Origin of the sequence: Streptomyces sp. GESEQ-4, from assembly GCF_017948455.1 — a bacterium.
In the GTDB taxonomy this organism is placed as follows: Bacteria; Actinomycetota; Actinomycetes; order Streptomycetales; family Streptomycetaceae; genus Streptomyces.
The window spans coordinates 1-17,361 of sequence record NZ_JAFFSU010000014.1; the positions used below are offsets into that span (position 1 = coordinate 1).

The window sequence follows — 17,361 nt, forward strand, 5'->3', positions numbered from 1 at the left end:
GGGGGGGGGGGTGGGGGGAGGGGGGGGGGGGGGGGGGGCGGGGGGGGGGCGGGGGGACCCAGTTGCTGCCGCGGCGGGTGGGGGCGGCGCGGGCGGCCGAGCTGATCTTCTCCGCGCGACGGGTCGAGGCGGTCGAGGCGCGGGAGCTGGGGCTCGTGGATCAGCTGGTGGAGGCGGGGCGGGACCGGGGGGAAGCGCTGGCATTGGCGTCCCGGATCGCGGCGAACTCCCCCGTGGGGCTCCGGGCGGCCAAACGGGCGTTGCGAGTGGGGTTCGGACTGGACCTCCGGGCCGGCCTGGAGGTCGAGGACTCGGCGTGGCGGGCTGTGGCGTTCTCGGGGGACCGGGCGGAGGGGGTAGCAGCGTTCAACGAGAAGCGCCGCCCTGAGTGGCCGGGCGAGTAACTCGCCCCCGCCGCCCCTACCCATCCCATCCCCAGGGGCTCCGCCCCTTCGACCCCGCCAGGGGGCTCCGCCCCCTGAACCCCCCGCGGGGCTCCGCCCCTGCACCCCGCGGGGCTCCGCCCCTGCACCCCACCGGGGCTCCGCCCCTGCACCCCACCGGGGCTGCGCCCCGGACCCGTGCGGGCCTTCGCCCGCGCACCCCACCGGGGCTGCGCCCGCGCACCCCACCGGGGCTGCGCCCCTGCACCCCACCGGGCCTTCGCCCCTGGACCCGTGCGGGCCTTCGCCCGCGCACCCCACCGGGGCTGCGCCCCCGGACCCCACCGGGGCTCCGCCCCCGGACCCGGGAGGGCTGTGTCTCGGCGCCCCGGCAGGGCTGCGCCGTCGCACGCCGGCGGGCTGTGGCCGCCCCGCCCCCGCAGGGACCCCGTGCCCACCTGTTCGCCGCATCAATGTCCCGGTTCGCCCAGTTCCTCCCTAGCCTGGAGTGATGGGTGAGGACATCCGGCTCGCGGCGGTCGTGGCGTTGGCGCAGGGTATGGCGGCTGCGCATGGGTCGCGGGATGCGTGGCGGGCGGCGGCCGGTGGGGCGTGTCGGGCCTTGGGGGGGAGTTTCGCGGCGCTGTCGGTGTGGGAGCGGGATCGGGGGCGGCTGAGGGTGCTGGTGAATGTGGGGGAGCGGGCCGCCGGGGAGGTGGAGTTCCCTGAGGATGAGGCCTATCCGGTGCATCAGTTTCCCGAGATCACCGAGTTTCTCCACGAGCGGTGGGCCGGGGGTGGTGAGCCCGACGCGTGGGTCGAGACCGCTGATGGGCCTACTACAGGGCGGCCCGGTTATGTCCATCAGCGCGTTGCCGCCCTGCGCCGCCGTGGCCGCGGCTGCTGTGTCGTCGCCCCGATCGTGCTGCACGGGCGTGCCTGGGGCGAGCTGTATGTCGCCCGGGCCGTCGGGGAGCCCGTGTTCGACCGGGCCGACGCCGACTTCGCCACTGTCCTCGCCGCCGTCGTCGCCGCCGGGATCGCCCAGGCCGAGCGGCTGGAGGAGGCGAGGAGGCTGGCGTACACCGACGCGCTCACCGGACTCGCCAACCGCCGTGCCGTCGACGTACGGCTGGAGGAGGCCGTCGAGCGGCATCGCGCTCACGGGGTCGTCGTCAGTCTGGTCGTCTGTGATCTCAATGGGCTCAAGCGGGTCAACGACACCCGCGGGCATGCCGTCGGGGACCGGCTGCTCGAGCGGTTCGGGTCGGTGTTGTCCCTGTGCGGGGCCATGCTGCCCGGCACGCTCGCCGCCCGCCTCGGCGGTGACGAGTTCTGTCTGCTCGCCGTCGGGCCGCCCGCCGACGACGTCGTCCGGGCCGCCGACGAACTCTGCCGCCGGGCCGCCGAGTTGGAGCTGGGTGAGGGGGTCGCCTGCGGGGTCGCGTCGACGGGGGATCCGATCGGGCCCGTTCGCTCCGCCCGGCGGCTGTTCCGGCTTGCGGACGCCGCCCAGTACCGCGCCAAGGCCGTACGGGCCACCAAGCCGGTTGTCGCCGGTCGCGAGGGGCCGGACGATCCCGTCGTACGGCTCGCCGACGAACCCTCCCGCGACACCGGTGCCGAGCGGCGCCGGTTCCGGGGGCGGCGCTGACGTCCGCGTGGCGGCGGGACGGTGTGACCAAATCGGTAAGGGGTGAAAGCCGTACCCACTCGTGACATCTTCGAATTCACTCACTACTCTCCTGAATATGGATATGCACACTGTGGTGGTGGGGACGTCCGGGGTGACCGCGTCCGACGTTCTCGCCGTGGCGCGCGACGGCGCCCGGGTCGAGCTCTCCGCGGAGGCCGTGGCCGCGCTTGCCGCGGCTCGCGAGATCGTGGAGGCGCTGGCCGCCAAGCCCGACCCCGTCTACGGCGTGAGCACCGGCTTCGGCGCCCTCGCGACCCGGCACATCAGCCAGGAGATGCGGGCCCAGCTGCAGCGCAACATCGTCCGCTCGCACGCCGCCGGGATGGGGGCGAGGGTGGAGCGGGAGGTCGTACGAGGCCTGATGTTCCTGCGATTGAAGACCCTGTGCTCGGGGCACACCGGTGTCCGGCCCGAGGTCGCGCAGACCATGGCCGACCTGCTCAACGCCGGCATCACCCCCGTCGTGCACGAGTACGGCTCCCTCGGCTGCTCCGGCGACCTGGCCCCCCTGTCCCACTGCGCCCTGACGCTGATGGGTGAGGGGGACGCGGAGGGCCCGGACGGGACCCTGAAGCCCGCCGGCGAGCTTCTCGCCGAGCACGGGATCCGGCCCGTCGAACTCCGTGAGAAGGAAGGCCTCGCCCTCCTCAACGGCACCGACGGCATGCTCGGCATGCTGGTGATGGCCCTCGCCGACCTCGACACCCTCTACAAGTCCGCCGACGTCACCGCCGCCCTCAGCCTCGAAGCCCTCCTCGGGACGGACAAGGTCCTCGCGCCCGAGCTGCACGCCATCCGCCCGCACCCGGGCCAGAGCGCCTCCGCCGCCAACATGCTGGCCGTGCTCAAGGGTTCGGGCCTGACCGGGCATCACCAGGACGACGCACCCCGCGTCCAGGACGCGTATTCCGTACGGTGCGCTCCGCAGGTCGCCGGCGCCGGACGCGACACCATGGCCCACGCCCGGCTGGTCGCCGAACGCGAACTCGCCTCCGCCGTCGACAATCCCGTCGTACTGCCCGACGGACGCGTCGAGTCCAACGGCAACTTCCATGGCGCGCCCGTGGGCTACGTCCTCGACTTCCTCGCCATCGCCGCCGCCGACCTCGCGTCGATCGCCGAGCGCCGTACCGACCGGCTGCTCGACAAGAACCGCAGCCACGGGCTGCCGCCGTTCCTCGCGGACGACCCGGGGGTGGACAGCGGGCTGATGATCGCTCAGTACACGCAGGCCGCGCTGGTGAGCGAGATGAAGCGGCTGGCCGTACCAGCGTCGGCGGACTCGATTCCGTCCTCCGCGATGCAGGAGGACCATGTCTCCATGGGCTGGTCGGCGGCTCGCAAGCTGCGTACGGCCGTCGACAACCTCACCCGGGTCGTCGCCATCGAGCTGTACGCCGCCACGCGCGCCGTCGAGTTGCGCGAGGGGCTGAACCCGGCGCCCGCGTCACGGGCCGTCATCGAGGCCGCACGGGCGGCGGGTGTGGCGGGTCCTGGTCCTGACCGGTTCCTGGCGCCCGACCTCGCGGCGGCGGACGCGTTCGTGCGGGACGGGCGGCTGCTGGCGGCGGTGGAGGCCGTCACCGGGCCGCTCCAGTAGGACGGTTGAGGGGGCCCTGCCGTACGACCGGCAGGGCCCCGGCGGTCACTTGAGCTTGGCCGCCTGCGCGTCGACCACGGCCGACGGGACCTCGGCCGCCTTGCCGGTGCCCAGCTGCGCGAAGTCCACCGTGTAGTACGTCGAGACGGTGCCGCCGACGCGCACCACCCGCGTGTTGAAGGTGGCCGTGCCCTCGCCGTCCATGTCGGAGTCCACGGAGAACGCGACGGACTCGTCGGCGCCCTTGGCGGAGGCCTGCAGCGAAGCGACCTTGGTGATCTTCTGGTTCTCGCCCTGGGCGCTGATGGTGAACCCGCCGGAGCAGGCCGCGATGCCGTCGGAGACGGCCTTGACCGCCTGTGCGGCGCCGTCGCCCTCGTACGAGGAGAGGCCCACGAAGGTCATGTTGAGCTTGAAGGCGTTCTCGATGTCGGCCTCGGTGACGTCCTCGGGGGACTTGGAGGTGCCGTCCGATGCCGGCTCGGCGGTGACGGTGTTGCTCGCGCTCGCGTCCGTGTCGCCCGGCGCAAGACCGGACATGGCCCAGGCCAGCGGCCCGCACTCCGCCTTGTCGGTCTTCACGACGCTCTTGGACTTCGGCAGGGTGTCGTCGCCGGAGGCGACCTTGTAGCCCTTGACCTCGCCCTCGGCGAGCAGCAGCTTCTCCAACTCGCCCGCGCTGCGCGCCTTCGCGGCCTGGGCCGGCGCGGCGGACTCGGAGCCGAGCGACTTGGAGCCGCCCGACTCCTCGGTGGAACAACCGGTGACAAGGGCGAGCGACAGCGTGCTCACGGCGACCGCGGCGGCTGTGCGCGCGCCCGATGATCTCTTCATGGGCGGACTATGCGGCCCAAGTCAAAGACACGTCAAGCGGGTTAAAAACCCAGTCGCTCACGCCGTACCGAATACACCACGAACCCGGCACCGAGGGCGAGGAAGAACGTCCCGCCGACGACGTACGGCGTCGTGTCGAAGCTTCCGGTGTCGGCGAGTTGGGTGCCCTCGGCGGAAGTCTCCGTGGTGACCCGGGCCTGCGTGGTGACCTGCGAGGTCGGGGTCGCCGAAGGCTCCGTTCTGGCCGGGCTTTCCATCGTCGCGTTGGCGGACGGGACGAACCACAGGGCACCCAGCAGGGTGCCCGCGGCGGCGGCGGTCAGCAACGGACGGCGAGCGGATGACACGGAATATCGATCCCCTTGTGGCGCTGGCGAATTGGCCGTGTGAGGCGATGTTAGTGAAGGTGGCGGGTCACGGGAAAGTCACGGGGGCTGTGGGTCGTACGCTCCGGGCATGAGCACTGCAGAGACATCACGTTTTGTCCGGCTTCGCGTGGAGCTGGTGATCGAGGTCGACGATGCCGGCGACCTCACGAAAGCGGCACTTCAGCGCATCGCGGAAGACGGTGATATGCCGCAGCAGGAACGGGTACACGCACAGAGCGCTGTGACGGAAGACACGGCGGAGGCCCTCGCGTATCTCGTGGACCCGTTCGACCTGGTCAGCGAGGTGCCGGGAATCGAGCTCCAGCAGGCCTCCTGGAGCAGTGAGCAGATCGAATACGACCCGGAGTCGCCGGAGTGGGACCTCGACGAGGATGATGGCGACGACGGCGACGGCGACGGCGACGAGGAAGACGCCGAGAAGGCGGTCGGCTGACGCTGCTTGGGAAATTGATGACCCTGGGCGGCAACCACCGCCCGGGGTTTCGTCGTCTCAGGGGGCGCACTGACCGACATGAGCACCACTCGCCCCGCGAACGTGGTGTGCCCCACACATCCGACGGATGTGGAACGGGAGGCACCGGTCTGAGCGTTGAAGTTTCTTACGGATGCTTGTCAACGGGGACATTCGGGGTTTTGGGGATTCGGCGACGATGGAGAAGCGTGTGATGACGGACAGTAAGCGGCGCAAGGGTCTGATGGCCGCGTCCGCACTGCTCGGCGGTGTCCTGGTGCTCTCGGCCTGTTCCGGCGGCGGTGACGACGCCTCCGGCGGGGGCAACGACACCTCGCAGGCGAAGGTCGACGAGGCGGCGGCCAAGAAGACCTCCGAGGCCCAGATCAAGATCACGCCGAAGGACGGCTCGGACAACGCCTCCATCAACAAGGGCACCGCCGTCACCGTGAGCAAGGGCACGCTCACCGAGGTGAAGATGACCACGGAGGCCGGCGCCGCCGTCGAGGGCGAGATATCCGCCGACAAGACCAGCTGGAAGCCCAGCGTCCAGCTGGAGCGGTCCACCACCTACAAGGTGACGGCGGAGGCCAAGGACTCCGAAGGCCGCGTCGCCCACGAGAACGCCTCGTTCTCCACGGTCTCCCCGGACAACAGCTTCCTCGGCTACTTCACGCCGGAGGACGGCTCCACGGTCGGTGTGGGCATGCCGGTGTCGATCAACTTCGACAAGGCGATCACCAACAAGGCGGACGTCCAGAAGGGCGTCACCGTCACTTCCAGCAGCGGCCAGGAAGTCGTCTGCCACTGGTTCAACGAGACCCGCATGGACTGCCGGCCGGACGAGTACTGGAAGGGCGGCTCCACCGTCACGCTGAAGCTCGCGCTCGACGGCGTCCAGGGCTCCGAGGGTGTCTACGGCGTCCAGCAGAAGACGGTCACCTTCAAGATCGGCCGCAACCAGGTCTCCTACGTCGACGCCAACTCCAAGCAGATGAAGGTCACACAGGACGGCAAGACGATCAAGACCATCCCGATCTCCGCCGGTTCGCCCGAGAACAAGACGTACGAGGGCCAGATGGTGATCTCCGAGAAGTTCAAGGAGACTCGGATGAACGGCGCGACGGTCGGCTTCACCGACGACGACGGCAAGGGCGAGTACGACATCAAGGACGTCCCCCACGCCATGCGCCTGTCCAGCTCCGGCACCTTCATCCACGGCAACTACTGGGGCGCGGACTCGGTCTTCGGCAACACCAACACCAGCCACGGCTGCGTCGGCCTGAACGACACCAAGGGCGCCAACGACAAGGGCACGGCGGGCTACTGGTTCTACAACAACTCGATCGTCGGCGACGTCGTCGTCGTCCAGAACACCGGCGACAAGACCATCGCCCCGGACAACGGCCTCAACGGCTGGAACATGGACTGGGCACAGTGGAAGGCGGGTTCGGCGCTCTGACGCCGGCCCATGCGCTGACGCGCTGACGACAGTCGACTGAGGGCGGTCACCCGATCGGGTGACCGCCCTCAAGTTTCGCTTCACGTAAGGGAGTTGCCGGTAATATCCGGCATGTGACGCGCCTCGGGTGCGCCTCCCTTGTTCCGGGCCCCTCTCCTCGGGGCCCGGCCCGAAGCGAGGCGGTTCCGGGTAATGAAAAAGGCCGCCTCCCTATGGAAAGGGAGGCGCACCCTGTGGGACGTCACGCCAAGCCGAAACCGACTCTCATGTGTCGGCTCACCCGGCTACTGCCGGAGCAGTGGGCCAAACATGTGAGGAGGTGGTTGGCTCTGGTGGCTCGCCAGATAGTGGGAGACCCCTTACTCAGCTAGGGGCCTCCCTGAATGCTCCTGTCGAGCTGAAGCCCCTGTCGCGGTATCCGGCCGTGATGGGGGCTTCGTACGTCTAGGAAAGTACACCCCGGCCCCCCGCCGCAACCCCGACTCGGCCAGTCGGCGATCAGTTCGACTTGGGTGCCGCGATGATTCGGGCCCTTCGAGATTGACTCTCGAAGGGCCCGATCATGCGTTGTCCGATCTCAGCTGATCACTTGGCGTAGTACGCGTTGTAGATCGAGATCGTCGACTTGTTGTTCTTCTTGTCGGTGATCTTGGCGTGGAAGGAGATGGCCTTCCCCTTCGCCGGGTTCTTCACGGTGATCTTGCCGCCCGAGACCGTGACCTTCTTCCAGGTCTGGCCGTAGTCGTACGACACGTACACCGTCAGGGACTTGAGGTTGCTGCCCTTGGCCGCGCCCTGGACGGTGACCGGGATCTTGACCGTCTTGTCGGCCTCGACGCGGCTGTCCGGGCCCGTGGCCGCGGCGAAGCGGACCGTGGACGCCGGGAGCTTGGCGAGGTCGGTGGACGGCTTCTTGGAGCGGAAGGTCCAGCTCGCGTCGATCCGCGTGGACGCGGCCGCGACCTTGACGCTCCGCTTGACCGACGTCGTCAGCTTGTACTCGGCGTCGCCTGACGGGACCTTGAACGCCTTGCCGCCGAACAGCGGGTCGTCAATGGTGCCGACCTTGGTGCCGTTGCGGTAGAGCGAGGTGTTCACCGAGGTGAACAGCGACGAGCCCGCGTGTCCCACACTGTCCGCGAACAGCGGCAGGTACCCGTAGATCTGGTTGCCCTCGCGGAACAGCCCGAACTGGGAGTTCAGATGCGGGCCGAAGACCGCCCGGTTGAAGGTCTTCTTGTAGGTCTTGCCACCCTCGAACTTGAGGAAGTCGCCGAGCGTGTAGGACGCCTCCAGGATCGGGAAGCCGTCCGCGTCCGTGCCGCCGTACTGCTCGACGTCGTACGTCCACTCGATCTTGTCGGACGTCGACAGGTACAGCGTCCGCGTGCCGGGCAGCTTCTGCTCGACCGGGCTGCCGATGACGACGTCCTCGGGGAAGGCGCCGACCGTGATGATGCCGCCGGTCTTTCCGGAGGTGGCGGCACCGATGTCGTTCTTCACCTTGGCGAGTTCGCCCGCCTTGAAGTGGCGGACCTTGTCGCCCTGGATCTTCTTGACCTTGGCGCTGGTGGCGACGTCGTACTCGGTGTCGTCGCCCTTGGTCCACTGGCCGTTCCAGGTCTGCGTGAGACCGTTGGTCTCCCCGCCGAGCGGCGCCATGCGCACGTTGGCGAAGGAGTCGAGGCCGACGCCGATGCCGATGCCCGCCGGGTCGTAGAAGTAGCCGATCATGCCGAACGTCTGCTTCGCCGCGGCGTCCGGCACCGTGATGTCGGCCGCCTTGGTCTTACGGGCGTCGATCGTCACCGAGGTGTTCTTGGTGACGGTCAGCCTCGGCTGGACCAGCCAGTCGAGGCCGCCCTCGAAGTTCGCGAAGTCCTCGGCGATCCAGGCGTCCAGCAGGTACGTGCCCTTGGCCACGCGCATCGTGGTCGTGCCGGACTCGGCCGCCGGGACCTCGTAGAGGCGGTTCTCGCCCAGGCCCGAGTAGCCGAGCAGCACGGTGCTGTAGTCGGACGGCTGCCCGTCCTTGCCGATGTGCTTGACCTTGAGGTCGTACGACTCGACCTCACGCTGCACCGCCGCCGCCGTACGGACGCTCTGGCCGCCGCCCGTCGCCGTCACGTACGCCGAGTACGCACCGTCGACGGTGCCGCCCAGCTTGGTGTTGACGGTCATGTCGACGCTCGCCGTGCCGCCCGCCGGGACGGTCACCGTGGTGGCGCCCAGCTTGAAGAAGCCGGCCGGAGCGGCCTGCCCCTTCGGGTTGGTCGCCGTGGAGGTCAGCTTGAGCGTGACGGCCGCCGTACCGAGGTTGCGGTACGTCAGCTTCTTGGTGACCGGCGTGTCGTCGGTGTGCGGCCACTGCTGCGTACCGAAGCTCACCGACACCGGGTCGGCGATCACGGTCTGCTTGATGGCCTTGTCGACCTGGATGCGGCCGGAACCCTGCTGGAACGGCGTGTACTTGCCGCCCTTGGTGGAACCGGTCAGCGCGCCCTTGAGCTCGGCGTAGTTCCAGTCCGGGTGCTGCTGCTTCAGGATCGCCGCCGCGCCCGCGACATGCGGGGTCGCCATCGACGTACCGGAGATGGTCAGGTAGCCGGCCGGGTTCTCGCCGACTTCCTGCTCGATGATGCTGCCCTTGGCCGAGGCGGCCGTGGTGTCCACGCCCGGTGCGGTGACGTCCGGCTTGATGGCGCCGTCCCCGATGCGCGGGCCGGTGCTGGAGAACGGGGCGAGGACGTCCTTGTCGTCGACGGCGCCGACGGTGAGGGCGGCGTCCGCGGAGCCGGGCGAACCGACCGTCTCCGGGCCGGAGTTGCCCGCCGCGATGGCGAAGAGCGTGCCCGTCTCGGCGGAGATCTTGTTGACCGCCGCCTCCAGCGGGTCGATCTCCGGGGTGTCGCCGCCGCCCAGGCTCATGTTGATGACGTCGGCGCCCTGTGCGGCCGCCCACTCCATGCCGGCGAGGATGCCGGAGTCGTCACCGAAGCCGGTGTCGTCGAGGACCTTGCCGTTGAGGATCTTGGCGCCCGGAGCGACGCCCTTGTACTTGCCGCCCGACTTGGCGCCGGTGCCCGCCGCGATGGACGCGACGTGCGTGCCGTGGCCGTAGCGGTCGTGTGCGTCGGCGGCCGTGGTGAAGTTCTTGGACTCCACGACCTGGTTCTTCAGGTCGACGTGGGTGGCGTCCACGCCGGTGTCCAGGACGGCGATCTTGACGCCCTTGCCGTCGTAGCCGGCCGCCCATGCCTTGGGGGCGCCGATCTGCGGCACGGACTTGTCGAGGCTGGCCTTGCGGACCCCGTCGAGCCAGACGTGCGTGATGCCGGAGGCCGTCTTGTCGCCGTTGGTGACGGCGTCCCACAGCTCCGGCATGTCCTTCTGCGGCGTCTGTACGGCGTCCGCGTTCAGGGAGGTCAGGGTCCTGCGGAGCGTGCCCGCGTCCCGTACGTCGGACTTGGCGGCGGTGGCGGCGCCCTTGTAGCCGACGATGACCTTCAGGCCGTTCTTCTGGGACGAACGGGTCGCGGTCTTGTTCAGCTCGGTGATGTCGAACAGCCGCTGGTCGAGCTTGCCGGCGGTGACCAGACGGGCCGCGTCGGCGGGTATGACGAGGGTGTGCCCGTCGGATTCACGGACCTGCACGGGTATGTGCTTGCGCCCCTCCGCCCGCTCCAGGCCCACCACTTGGCCCTTCGCGTCCACGGCGACCCGGTCACCCGTGATGAGGGTGATGCGGTGGGGCGCGGCGAGCTTCGCGGAGCCGGTGGCCCCGCTCTGCTCCGGTTCCGCCGACGCCGGGCTGGTCATGCCCGCGGCGAGGGCGACGGCGGCCGCTGTGGCGACAGCGGACGCGCCTGCTCTTTTCACTTGTCTGCGCAAACTTCCCCCTACCTGAGGTACCGGGCGAATTCCCCTTCACCCGGCGGGGGTTCATCTCGCACGCATGTGCGCGCTCCCCCGGATGACGAAGTATGCCGGGGAGTGATCAGGCCCTCAATAGAGATCTCAAGAGTCTCAATAGTTGTGTCGAATTCCGGCCGCCTGTCTCGACGTACCCGAGGAAAGACACACCCAGGGAAAGGGGAACGGGACATGCTGCTGGAGAACAAGGTGGCCGTCGTGTACGGGGCCGGGGGGCCGATCGGAGGCGCGGTGGCGCGCGCCTTCGCCCGCGAGGGCGCGCGGGTCCATCTCGCCGGACGCACCGCGAAGAAGCTCGACGAACTGGCCGACGAGATCCGCGCGGAGAACGGCGTGGCGGAGCCGGCCGTCGTCGACGCGCTCGACGAGCGGGCGGTGGACACGTACGTCGACGGCGTCGCCGCGCGCGAGGGGCGGATCGACATCTCGTTCAACGTCATCGGCTACGGCGACGTACAGCAGCCGCTGACCGAGATCACCGTCGGTGACTTCCTCCAGCCGATCACCAACGCGATGCGCAGCCAGTTCCTCACCACCAGGGCCGCGGCACGCCATATGACCCGGCGCGGGTCGGGCGTGATCCTCGCCTTCGGCGGCGGCGGTCCGCAGACCCTGCCCGGGCTGGGCGGCTTCAAGATCGCCCTCGACGCGCTCGAAGGGCTGCGGAGGCAGTGGGCCGTCGAACTCGGTCCGCACGGCATTCGCGTCGTCACCCTCAAGACGGGCGGCGTGCCGGAGACGCTGCCGACGGAGTTCGACGGCGCGCAGGAGATCATCGCCTCCATCGAGCGGGACACGCTGCTCGGGCGTGCGGCGACGTTGAGGGACGTCGGGGACGTGGCGGCGTTCGTGGCGTCGGACAAGGCACGGACGCTGACGTCGACGGACGTGAACATCTCCTGCGGGGCGATGGTGGATTGAGGGCGCCGACGCCGTGAGCGGACCGCCGGGTCCCGCCCTGCGGGAAACGGCGGTCACACTCGGTCGTCCGTGCGCGGTGCGCGGTGCTCGGTGCGCTAGAGCGCGTTCTCCTTGACCGTGATGCGGCCCTTCTTGATGGTGGCCAGGCGGGGGGCCTTCTTCGCGATCGCGGAGTCGTGGGTGACCATGATGAAGGTGAGCCCGAGCTCCTTCCACATGGATTCGAGTACGTCCATGATCTCGTCGCGCATCGACTCGTCGAGGTTGCCGGTGGGTTCGTCGGCGAGCAGGACCTTCGGTTGCTTCACCAGCGCCCTTGCGATCGCCACGCGTTGCTGCTGGCCGCCGGACATCTCGCCGGGCAGATGCGTGAGGCGTTCGCCGAGGCCGACGGACTTCAGCGCGTCCGCCGCGAGGTCGCGCCGCTCGTTCGCCTTCACGCCGAGGGGGACGAGGGCGGTCTCGACGTTCTCCTGTGCGGTGAGGGTGGGGATCAGGTTGAACGCCTGGAAGACGAAGCCGATGTTCTCGCTGCGGACCTTTGTGAGGCGGGTCTCGGGGAGTTTGGTCAAGTCCGTGCCGTCCAGGACGACTTCACCTGCGGTGGGCCGGTCGAGGGCGCCGAGCATCTGGAGGAGGGTGGACTTGCCGCCGCCGGTGGGGCCCTGGATGACGAGACGGTCGCCGTCGGGGATGGTGAGGTCCACGGCGTCGAGGGCGTTGATGGATTCCTTGCCTCGGGTGTAGCGCTTGGTGACGCCTCTGAGTTCGTACATGGGGTGGCTCCTGGGTGGGTGGGGTTCGGGGTGGTGCGGATGGTTGTCGGCTGCGGGTGGGTGGGGGCTGGTCGCGCAGTTCCCCGCGCCCCTTAGCGGGTTGCAGTCCCGCCTGCTCAGCTGCGGGGAGAGAGCTGGTCCCGCGGTCGTCCGCCCCAGCCCTCCCGCCAAGCTGCGGGAAGTCGTGTCGCCTGGGGCGGCGCCCACCCAGCAGGCGGCAGCACCTCCCGCCAAGCTGCGGGCATGCGTGCCGCCTGGGGCGGCACGGGTGGGCGCAGGCGGCACCCCGTCAGCGCCGGGCTGCGCGACCCGCCCCGCCTCAGCCGCAACCGGCGTCGGCTACTCGACGCGGCGCAGTGCGTCTGCCGGGCGGAGGCGGGACGCTCGCCAGCCGCCGAACGCTCCGGCGATCAGACCGCCGGTCACCGCAAGGGCAACCGCGAGGGCAACGGTCGTAAGACTGACGGGCGCGGTCAGTGCGACGTCGAGCGTCGTGGACGATGCCTGCCGCGCCGGGCCGCCGCCCATAACGCCACCGCCACCGCCACCATCGCCCCCGCCCAACTGCGCCTGCAACGTGGGGCTGATGGCCGTCACCACATACGCCCCCGCCAAGCCCAGCGCGATCCCGAGCGCCCCGCCCAGCAGCCCGTTGACCATCGCCTCGCCGACGACCTGCCGGGTCACCCGCCCCGACTTCCACCCCAGCGCCTTGAGCGTGCCGAACTCCCGCACGCGCCGGGACACGGCCGACGACGTGAGCAGCCCGGCGACCAGGAACGCCGCCACCAGCACCACGATCGACAGCCACTTGCCGACGCTGGCCGCGAGGTCCGACGCGGTGGACAGGGAGCCGGACACCGTGTCCGCGAGATCCGCGGAGGTCGTCACCGTCGTACCGGAAATGTTCTTCTGGATCTCGGACTTGACGGAGTCGATCTGCTGGGAGTCGGTGGCCTGGACGTAGATCGTGGTGACCTTGTTCTTGGAGTCGCTGAGGGTCTGGGCCTGCTTCAGCGGGATGTAGAGGTTGGCCGCCGCGTCACCGCTGTCGGCCGTGGCGATGCCGATGACCTTGAACTTGGTGCCCTTGATGGTGACCGTGGAGCCGGTCTTCAGCGACTTCTCCTTGGCGTAGGCGGAGTCGGCGATGACGACCTTCGCGTTGGTCTCCGACGACGTGAACGTACGACCGCTGGTGATCTTCGAGGAGGTCAGCGGACCGAGCGCAGGCTCGGTGACGTCCGTGCCGTAGACCGAGTAGCTGTCGACGTCGAAGTCGGCGCCACCGCCGCGCACTTCGCCGCCCGGCGGCTGGCTGCCGCCACCGTCGTCGCCGCGACCACCGCCGTCGCCCTGCTGGAACTGGCCGGGGGTGAAGTTGCCGTTCACCTTGAGGACCTGGAGGCTGAGGCCGCCGACCGCGTCGGAGACGCCCTCCTGGTCGCCCACCTTGGCGATGGTGGAGTCGGCCAGGGTCTCGAAGCCCTGCACCAGGACGCGGTCGCTGCTCTGCTCCTCCTCGCCGTTCTGCGCGTCGAACCGGAAGCGAGGACGCTGTGGTGAACCATCCGATGATGCCGGGGCCGCCTTGGTGACGGTCATGTCCGTGCCGAGCCCGTACAGCGACTCGAGGACCTTGTCCTGCGCCTTCCCCATGCCGGACGACACGGAGTTGACCACGATGACCAGCGCGATACCCAGCGCGAGGCCGGAGGCGACGACGAGGGCCGCCTTTCTGCGGCGGCGCAGCTCGCGCCTCAGGTAGGTGAAGAACATGTGCCGCAAGCTAGGTACGCACCGTGATGAAGGGATAAGCCCGGGATAAGAGATGCATGAGAAGGCTGTACGTGACCCAGGAACCGGCTTTCGCTGAGCGCTGAGCCGACGCCCCGCCGGAGGAGCGGCGTCCGCCGTACCGGCGTGCTTGTGTGGGTTCCATGAGCGCACACAGCGTCGAATACATCCGGTACCGCATCCCCGAGCAGCAGTCGGCGGAGTTCCTCGCCGCCTACACCCGAGCCGCGGCCCAGCTGGCGGCGGCCCCGCAGTGCGTCGACTACGAGCTCGCGCGCTGCGAGGAGGATTTCGAGCACTTCGTCCTGCGCATCACCTGGACCTCGACCGAGGACCATCTGGAAGGCTTCCGGAAGTCGGAGCTGTTCGCCGACTTCCTCGCCGAGATCCGCCCGTACACCGGCAGCATCGAGGAGATGCGCCACTACAAGCCGACGACGGTACGCGGCACGGGCGCGGCCGTTCCCACGCTGTACGCCTGGGCGGGCGGCACGGAGGCCTTCGCCCGGCTGACCGAGGTCTTCTACGACAAGGTCCTGGGGGACGACCTCCTCGCCCCGGTCTTCGCCGGTCTCGCGCCCGAGCACGCCGAGCACGTCGCCCTCTGGCTCGGTGAGGTCTTCGGCGGCCCGCCCGCCTACTCCGAGACCCAGGGCGGCCACGGCCACATGGTCGCCAAGCACCTCGGCCGCAACATCACCGAGCCCCAGCGCCGCCGCTGGGTGAACCTCATCCAGGACGCCGCGGACGAGGCGGGCCTGCCGACGGACGCCGAGTTCCGCTCGGCGTTCCTGGCGTATGTGGAGTGGGGGACGCGCTTGGCCGTCTATTTCTCCGGCCCGGACGCCAAGCCGCCCGCCGAACAGCCGGTGCCGAGGTGGACCTGGGGAGCGGCGCCGCCGTATCAGGGGTGAGCCGTATCAGGGGTGAGCCGTATCAGGGCTGAGTCGTATCAGGGTGAGCGGTCAGCCGGTCGCCGGCCTGCCCGTACCGGCCTTCGTCGCGTCGGCTCCCCAGCTGGCCAGCAGCCGCAGCGCCTCCGCCGACGGTGAACCCGGCTCCGCGTGGTACGTGATCAGGGTCTGCTCCGTGCCGTCGATGAGGCGGAACGACTCGAAGTTCAAGGTCAGCTCGCCGACCAGGGGGTGCCGCAGGCGCTTGACGCCGTAGCTCTTCTCCTTGACGTCATGGGTGGCCCACAGCCGCCGGAACTCCTCGCTCTTGACGGAGAGTTCGCCGACCAGCGCGGACAGCCGCGGGTCGTCCGGGTGGCAGCCCGCGTCCATGCGCAGATAGGCGACGATGTCGAACGCCTTCTGGTCCCACTCCATGAACAGATCGCGGTACTCCGGCCGCAGGAACACCAGCCGCGCCCAGTTCCGCTCCTGCACCGGCAGCTCCGCCCAGTCGCCGAAGACCGCCGCCGCCATCCGGTTCCAGGCGAGGATGTCCGAACGCCGGCCCGTGATGTACGCGGGCACCCCGTCGATCGAGTCCAGCAGCTGCGCCAGCGCGGGCCGCACCTGCTCCGTCCGCGCGGTCTGCTTCTTCTTGTTCTGCTTGGGCTTCGCCAGGTGGGTCAGATGCGCGTGCTCGGCGTCGCTCAGCCGCAGCGCCCGCGCGATCGCGTCGAGCACCTCCGCCGACACGTTCCGCCCGTTGCCCTGCTCCAGGCGCGTGTAGTACGCCACGGACACCCCGGCCAGCTGCGCCAGCTCCTCGCGGCGCAACCCCGGCACCCGGCGGTGCCGCCCGAAGTCCGGCAGCCCGACGTCCTCCGGCTTCAGCCGGGCACGCCGGGTGCGCAGAAACTCACTGAGCTCGGCGCGCTGGTCCAGGGCCCCGCCGGCGGTCCCGTGCACGGGTTCGAGCTGTTCGTCCATGCCTCAAGTATTCACGGTCGTACGCACCGGAGCCTGACCCCAGCAGTAGTAGGACCAGTGAACGTACACAAGACGGTGGCCTGGGTGAATACCGCCGCGTTCGGCACGCTGGACGTCGTGCCCGGTCAGAAGGCAGCCGGGCGCACGTATCCCGCTAGGAGAACCCCGGCATGACCACTGTTGCTGCATACGCCGCACCCGGCGCCAAGGCTCCGCTCGAGCGCACGACGATCGAGCGGCGCGCGGTCCGCGAATTCGATGTGCTGATCGACATCAAGTTCGCCGGTATCTGCCACTCGGACATCCATCAGGCCCGCGAGGGCTGGGGCGAGGCCATCTTCCCGATGGTGCCCGGCCACGAGATCGCCGGCATCGTCTCCGAGGTGGGCCCCGGTGTCACCAAGTACGCCGTCGGGGACCGCGTGGGCGTCGGCTGCCTCGTCGACTCCTGCCGTGAGTGCGACAGCTGCCAGGCCGGTCAGGAGCAGTACTGCACCGGCGGCAGCGTCGGCACGTACAACGCCATCGGCAAGGACGGCGAGCCCACCTACGGCGGCTACTCGGAGAAGGTCGTCGTCGACGAGAACTTCGTCGTCCGCATCCCCGACGGGCTGCAGCTCGACGAGGCCGCGCCGCTGCTGTGCGCCGGCATCACCACGTACTCCCCGCTCAAGCGCTGGAACGTCGGCCCCGGCAAGAAGGTCGCCGTCCTCGGCTTCGGCGGTCTCGGCCACATGGGCGTGAAGATCGCCCACGCGCTCGGTGCCGAGGTGACCGTACTGTCCCAGTCGCTGCGTAAGCAGGAGGACGGCCTGAAGCTGGGCGCCGACCACTACTACGCCACCAGTGACCCGAAGACCTTCGAGGAGCTGAAGGGCACCTTCGACGTCATCCTGTCGACGGTCTCGGCCCCGCTGAACCTGGACGCGTACCTGTCCCTCCTGAAGTCCGAAGGCGCCTTCGTGAACGTCGGCGCACCCGAGGAGCCCGTCTCCCTCAACCTCTTCTCGGTGATCGGCGGCGGCAAGACCCTCGCCGGCTCCGCCATCGGCGGCATCCAGGAGACCCAGGAGATGCTGGACTTCTGCGCCGAGCACGGCTTCGGCGCCGAGATCGAGCTGATCGACGCGGACCAGATCAACGACGCGTACGAGCGGGTGCTGGCGAGCGACGTCCGGTACCGGTTCGTGATCGACACGGCGACCATCTGACGTCCGTCCGACGTCCATCCGCCCG

At 69.6% G+C, this 17,361-nt stretch carries 14 protein-coding genes; 8 read left to right on the plus strand and 6 right to left on the minus strand.

Annotation, left to right across the window (positions count from 1 at the left end; translation table 11 throughout):
* The 3 genes from KCH48_RS25250 to hutH all read left to right on the plus strand — a co-directional run.
* The coding region (locus KCH48_RS25250; protein WP_246885857.1) for an enoyl-CoA hydratase-related protein at positions 1–404 on the plus strand (404 nt) is incomplete at its 5' end.
* 490 nt (positions 405–894) lie between these two features.
* Complete coding sequence (locus tag KCH48_RS25255; protein WP_210577019.1) at positions 895–2,037, plus strand: GGDEF domain-containing protein; 1,143 nt, start codon at positions 895–897, stop codon at positions 2,035–2,037.
* Positions 2,038–2,140: 103 nt separating this feature from the next.
* A complete protein-coding gene (hutH, locus tag KCH48_RS25260) occupies positions 2,141–3,679 on the plus strand; it encodes a histidine ammonia-lyase (protein WP_210577236.1) in 1,539 nt (512 codons plus the stop codon).
* A 45-nt stretch (positions 3,680–3,724) separates the two neighbouring features.
* Here hutH and KCH48_RS25265 read toward each other — a convergent pair whose 3' ends face one another.
* Positions 3,725–4,513, minus strand: coding sequence for a hypothetical protein (locus KCH48_RS25265; RefSeq protein ID WP_210577020.1), 789 nt, complete (start codon positions 4,511–4,513; stop codon positions 3,725–3,727).
* A gap of 41 nt (positions 4,514–4,554) precedes the next feature.
* Positions 4,555–4,860 carry an LPXTG cell wall anchor domain-containing protein gene (locus tag KCH48_RS25270; protein WP_307840942.1) on the minus strand — a complete coding sequence of 102 codons (306 nt, stop codon included), beginning with the start codon at positions 4,858–4,860 and terminating at the stop codon, positions 4,555–4,557.
* 109 nt (positions 4,861–4,969) lie between these two features.
* Here KCH48_RS25270 and KCH48_RS25275 point away from each other — a divergent pair, with 109 nt between their 5' ends.
* Together KCH48_RS25275 and KCH48_RS25280 are read left to right on the plus strand one after the other, a co-directional pair.
* Positions 4,970–5,335, plus strand: coding sequence for a hypothetical protein (locus KCH48_RS25275; protein WP_210577021.1), 366 nt, complete (start codon positions 4,970–4,972; stop codon positions 5,333–5,335).
* Between the two features lie 217 nt (positions 5,336–5,552).
* Complete coding sequence (locus KCH48_RS25280) at positions 5,553–6,815, plus strand: Ig-like domain-containing protein (RefSeq protein ID WP_210577022.1); 1,263 nt, start codon at positions 5,553–5,555, stop codon at positions 6,813–6,815.
* Between the two features lie 585 nt (positions 6,816–7,400).
* Here KCH48_RS25280 and KCH48_RS25285 read toward each other — a convergent pair.
* The gene (locus tag KCH48_RS25285; protein ID WP_210577023.1) at positions 7,401–10,694 is read right to left on the minus strand and encodes a S8 family serine peptidase; all 3,294 of its coding nucleotides are present in this window, start codon (positions 10,692–10,694) and stop codon (positions 7,401–7,403) included.
* A gap of 225 nt (positions 10,695–10,919) precedes the next feature.
* Between KCH48_RS25285 and KCH48_RS25290 the strand changes: the two genes are divergently transcribed.
* Positions 10,920–11,669, plus strand: coding sequence for an SDR family NAD(P)-dependent oxidoreductase (locus tag KCH48_RS25290; protein ID WP_210577024.1), 750 nt, complete (start codon positions 10,920–10,922; stop codon positions 11,667–11,669).
* Positions 11,670–11,764: 95 nt separating this feature from the next.
* Here KCH48_RS25290 and KCH48_RS25295 read toward each other — a convergent pair whose 3' ends face one another.
* Together KCH48_RS25295 and KCH48_RS25300 are read right to left on the minus strand one after the other, a co-directional pair.
* On the minus strand, positions 11,765–12,445 hold the full coding sequence (locus KCH48_RS25295; RefSeq protein ID WP_210577025.1) for an ABC transporter ATP-binding protein: 681 nt from the start codon (positions 12,443–12,445) through the stop codon (positions 11,765–11,767).
* 339 nt (positions 12,446–12,784) lie between these two features.
* Positions 12,785–14,224 carry an ABC transporter permease gene (locus KCH48_RS25300; RefSeq protein WP_210577026.1) on the minus strand — a complete coding sequence of 480 codons (1,440 nt, stop codon included), beginning with the start codon at positions 14,222–14,224 and terminating at the stop codon, positions 12,785–12,787.
* 161 nt (positions 14,225–14,385) lie between these two features.
* On the opposite strand from KCH48_RS25300, the gene KCH48_RS25305 reads away from it, so the two are divergent.
* Positions 14,386–15,156, plus strand: coding sequence for a group II truncated hemoglobin (locus KCH48_RS25305; protein WP_210577027.1), 771 nt, complete (start codon positions 14,386–14,388; stop codon positions 15,154–15,156).
* Between the two features lie 51 nt (positions 15,157–15,207).
* Here KCH48_RS25305 and KCH48_RS25310 read toward each other — a convergent pair whose 3' ends face one another.
* Positions 15,208–16,125 carry a helix-turn-helix domain-containing protein gene (locus KCH48_RS25310; RefSeq protein WP_210577028.1) on the minus strand — a complete coding sequence of 306 codons (918 nt, stop codon included), beginning with the start codon at positions 16,123–16,125 and terminating at the stop codon, positions 15,208–15,210.
* A gap of 170 nt (positions 16,126–16,295) precedes the next feature.
* Between KCH48_RS25310 and KCH48_RS25315 the strand changes: the two genes are divergently transcribed.
* Positions 16,296–17,336, plus strand: a complete 1,041-nt coding sequence (locus tag KCH48_RS25315) for an NAD(P)-dependent alcohol dehydrogenase (RefSeq protein WP_210577029.1) — start codon at positions 16,296–16,298, stop codon at positions 17,334–17,336.
* The last annotated feature ends 25 nt before the right edge of the window (positions 17,337–17,361 follow it).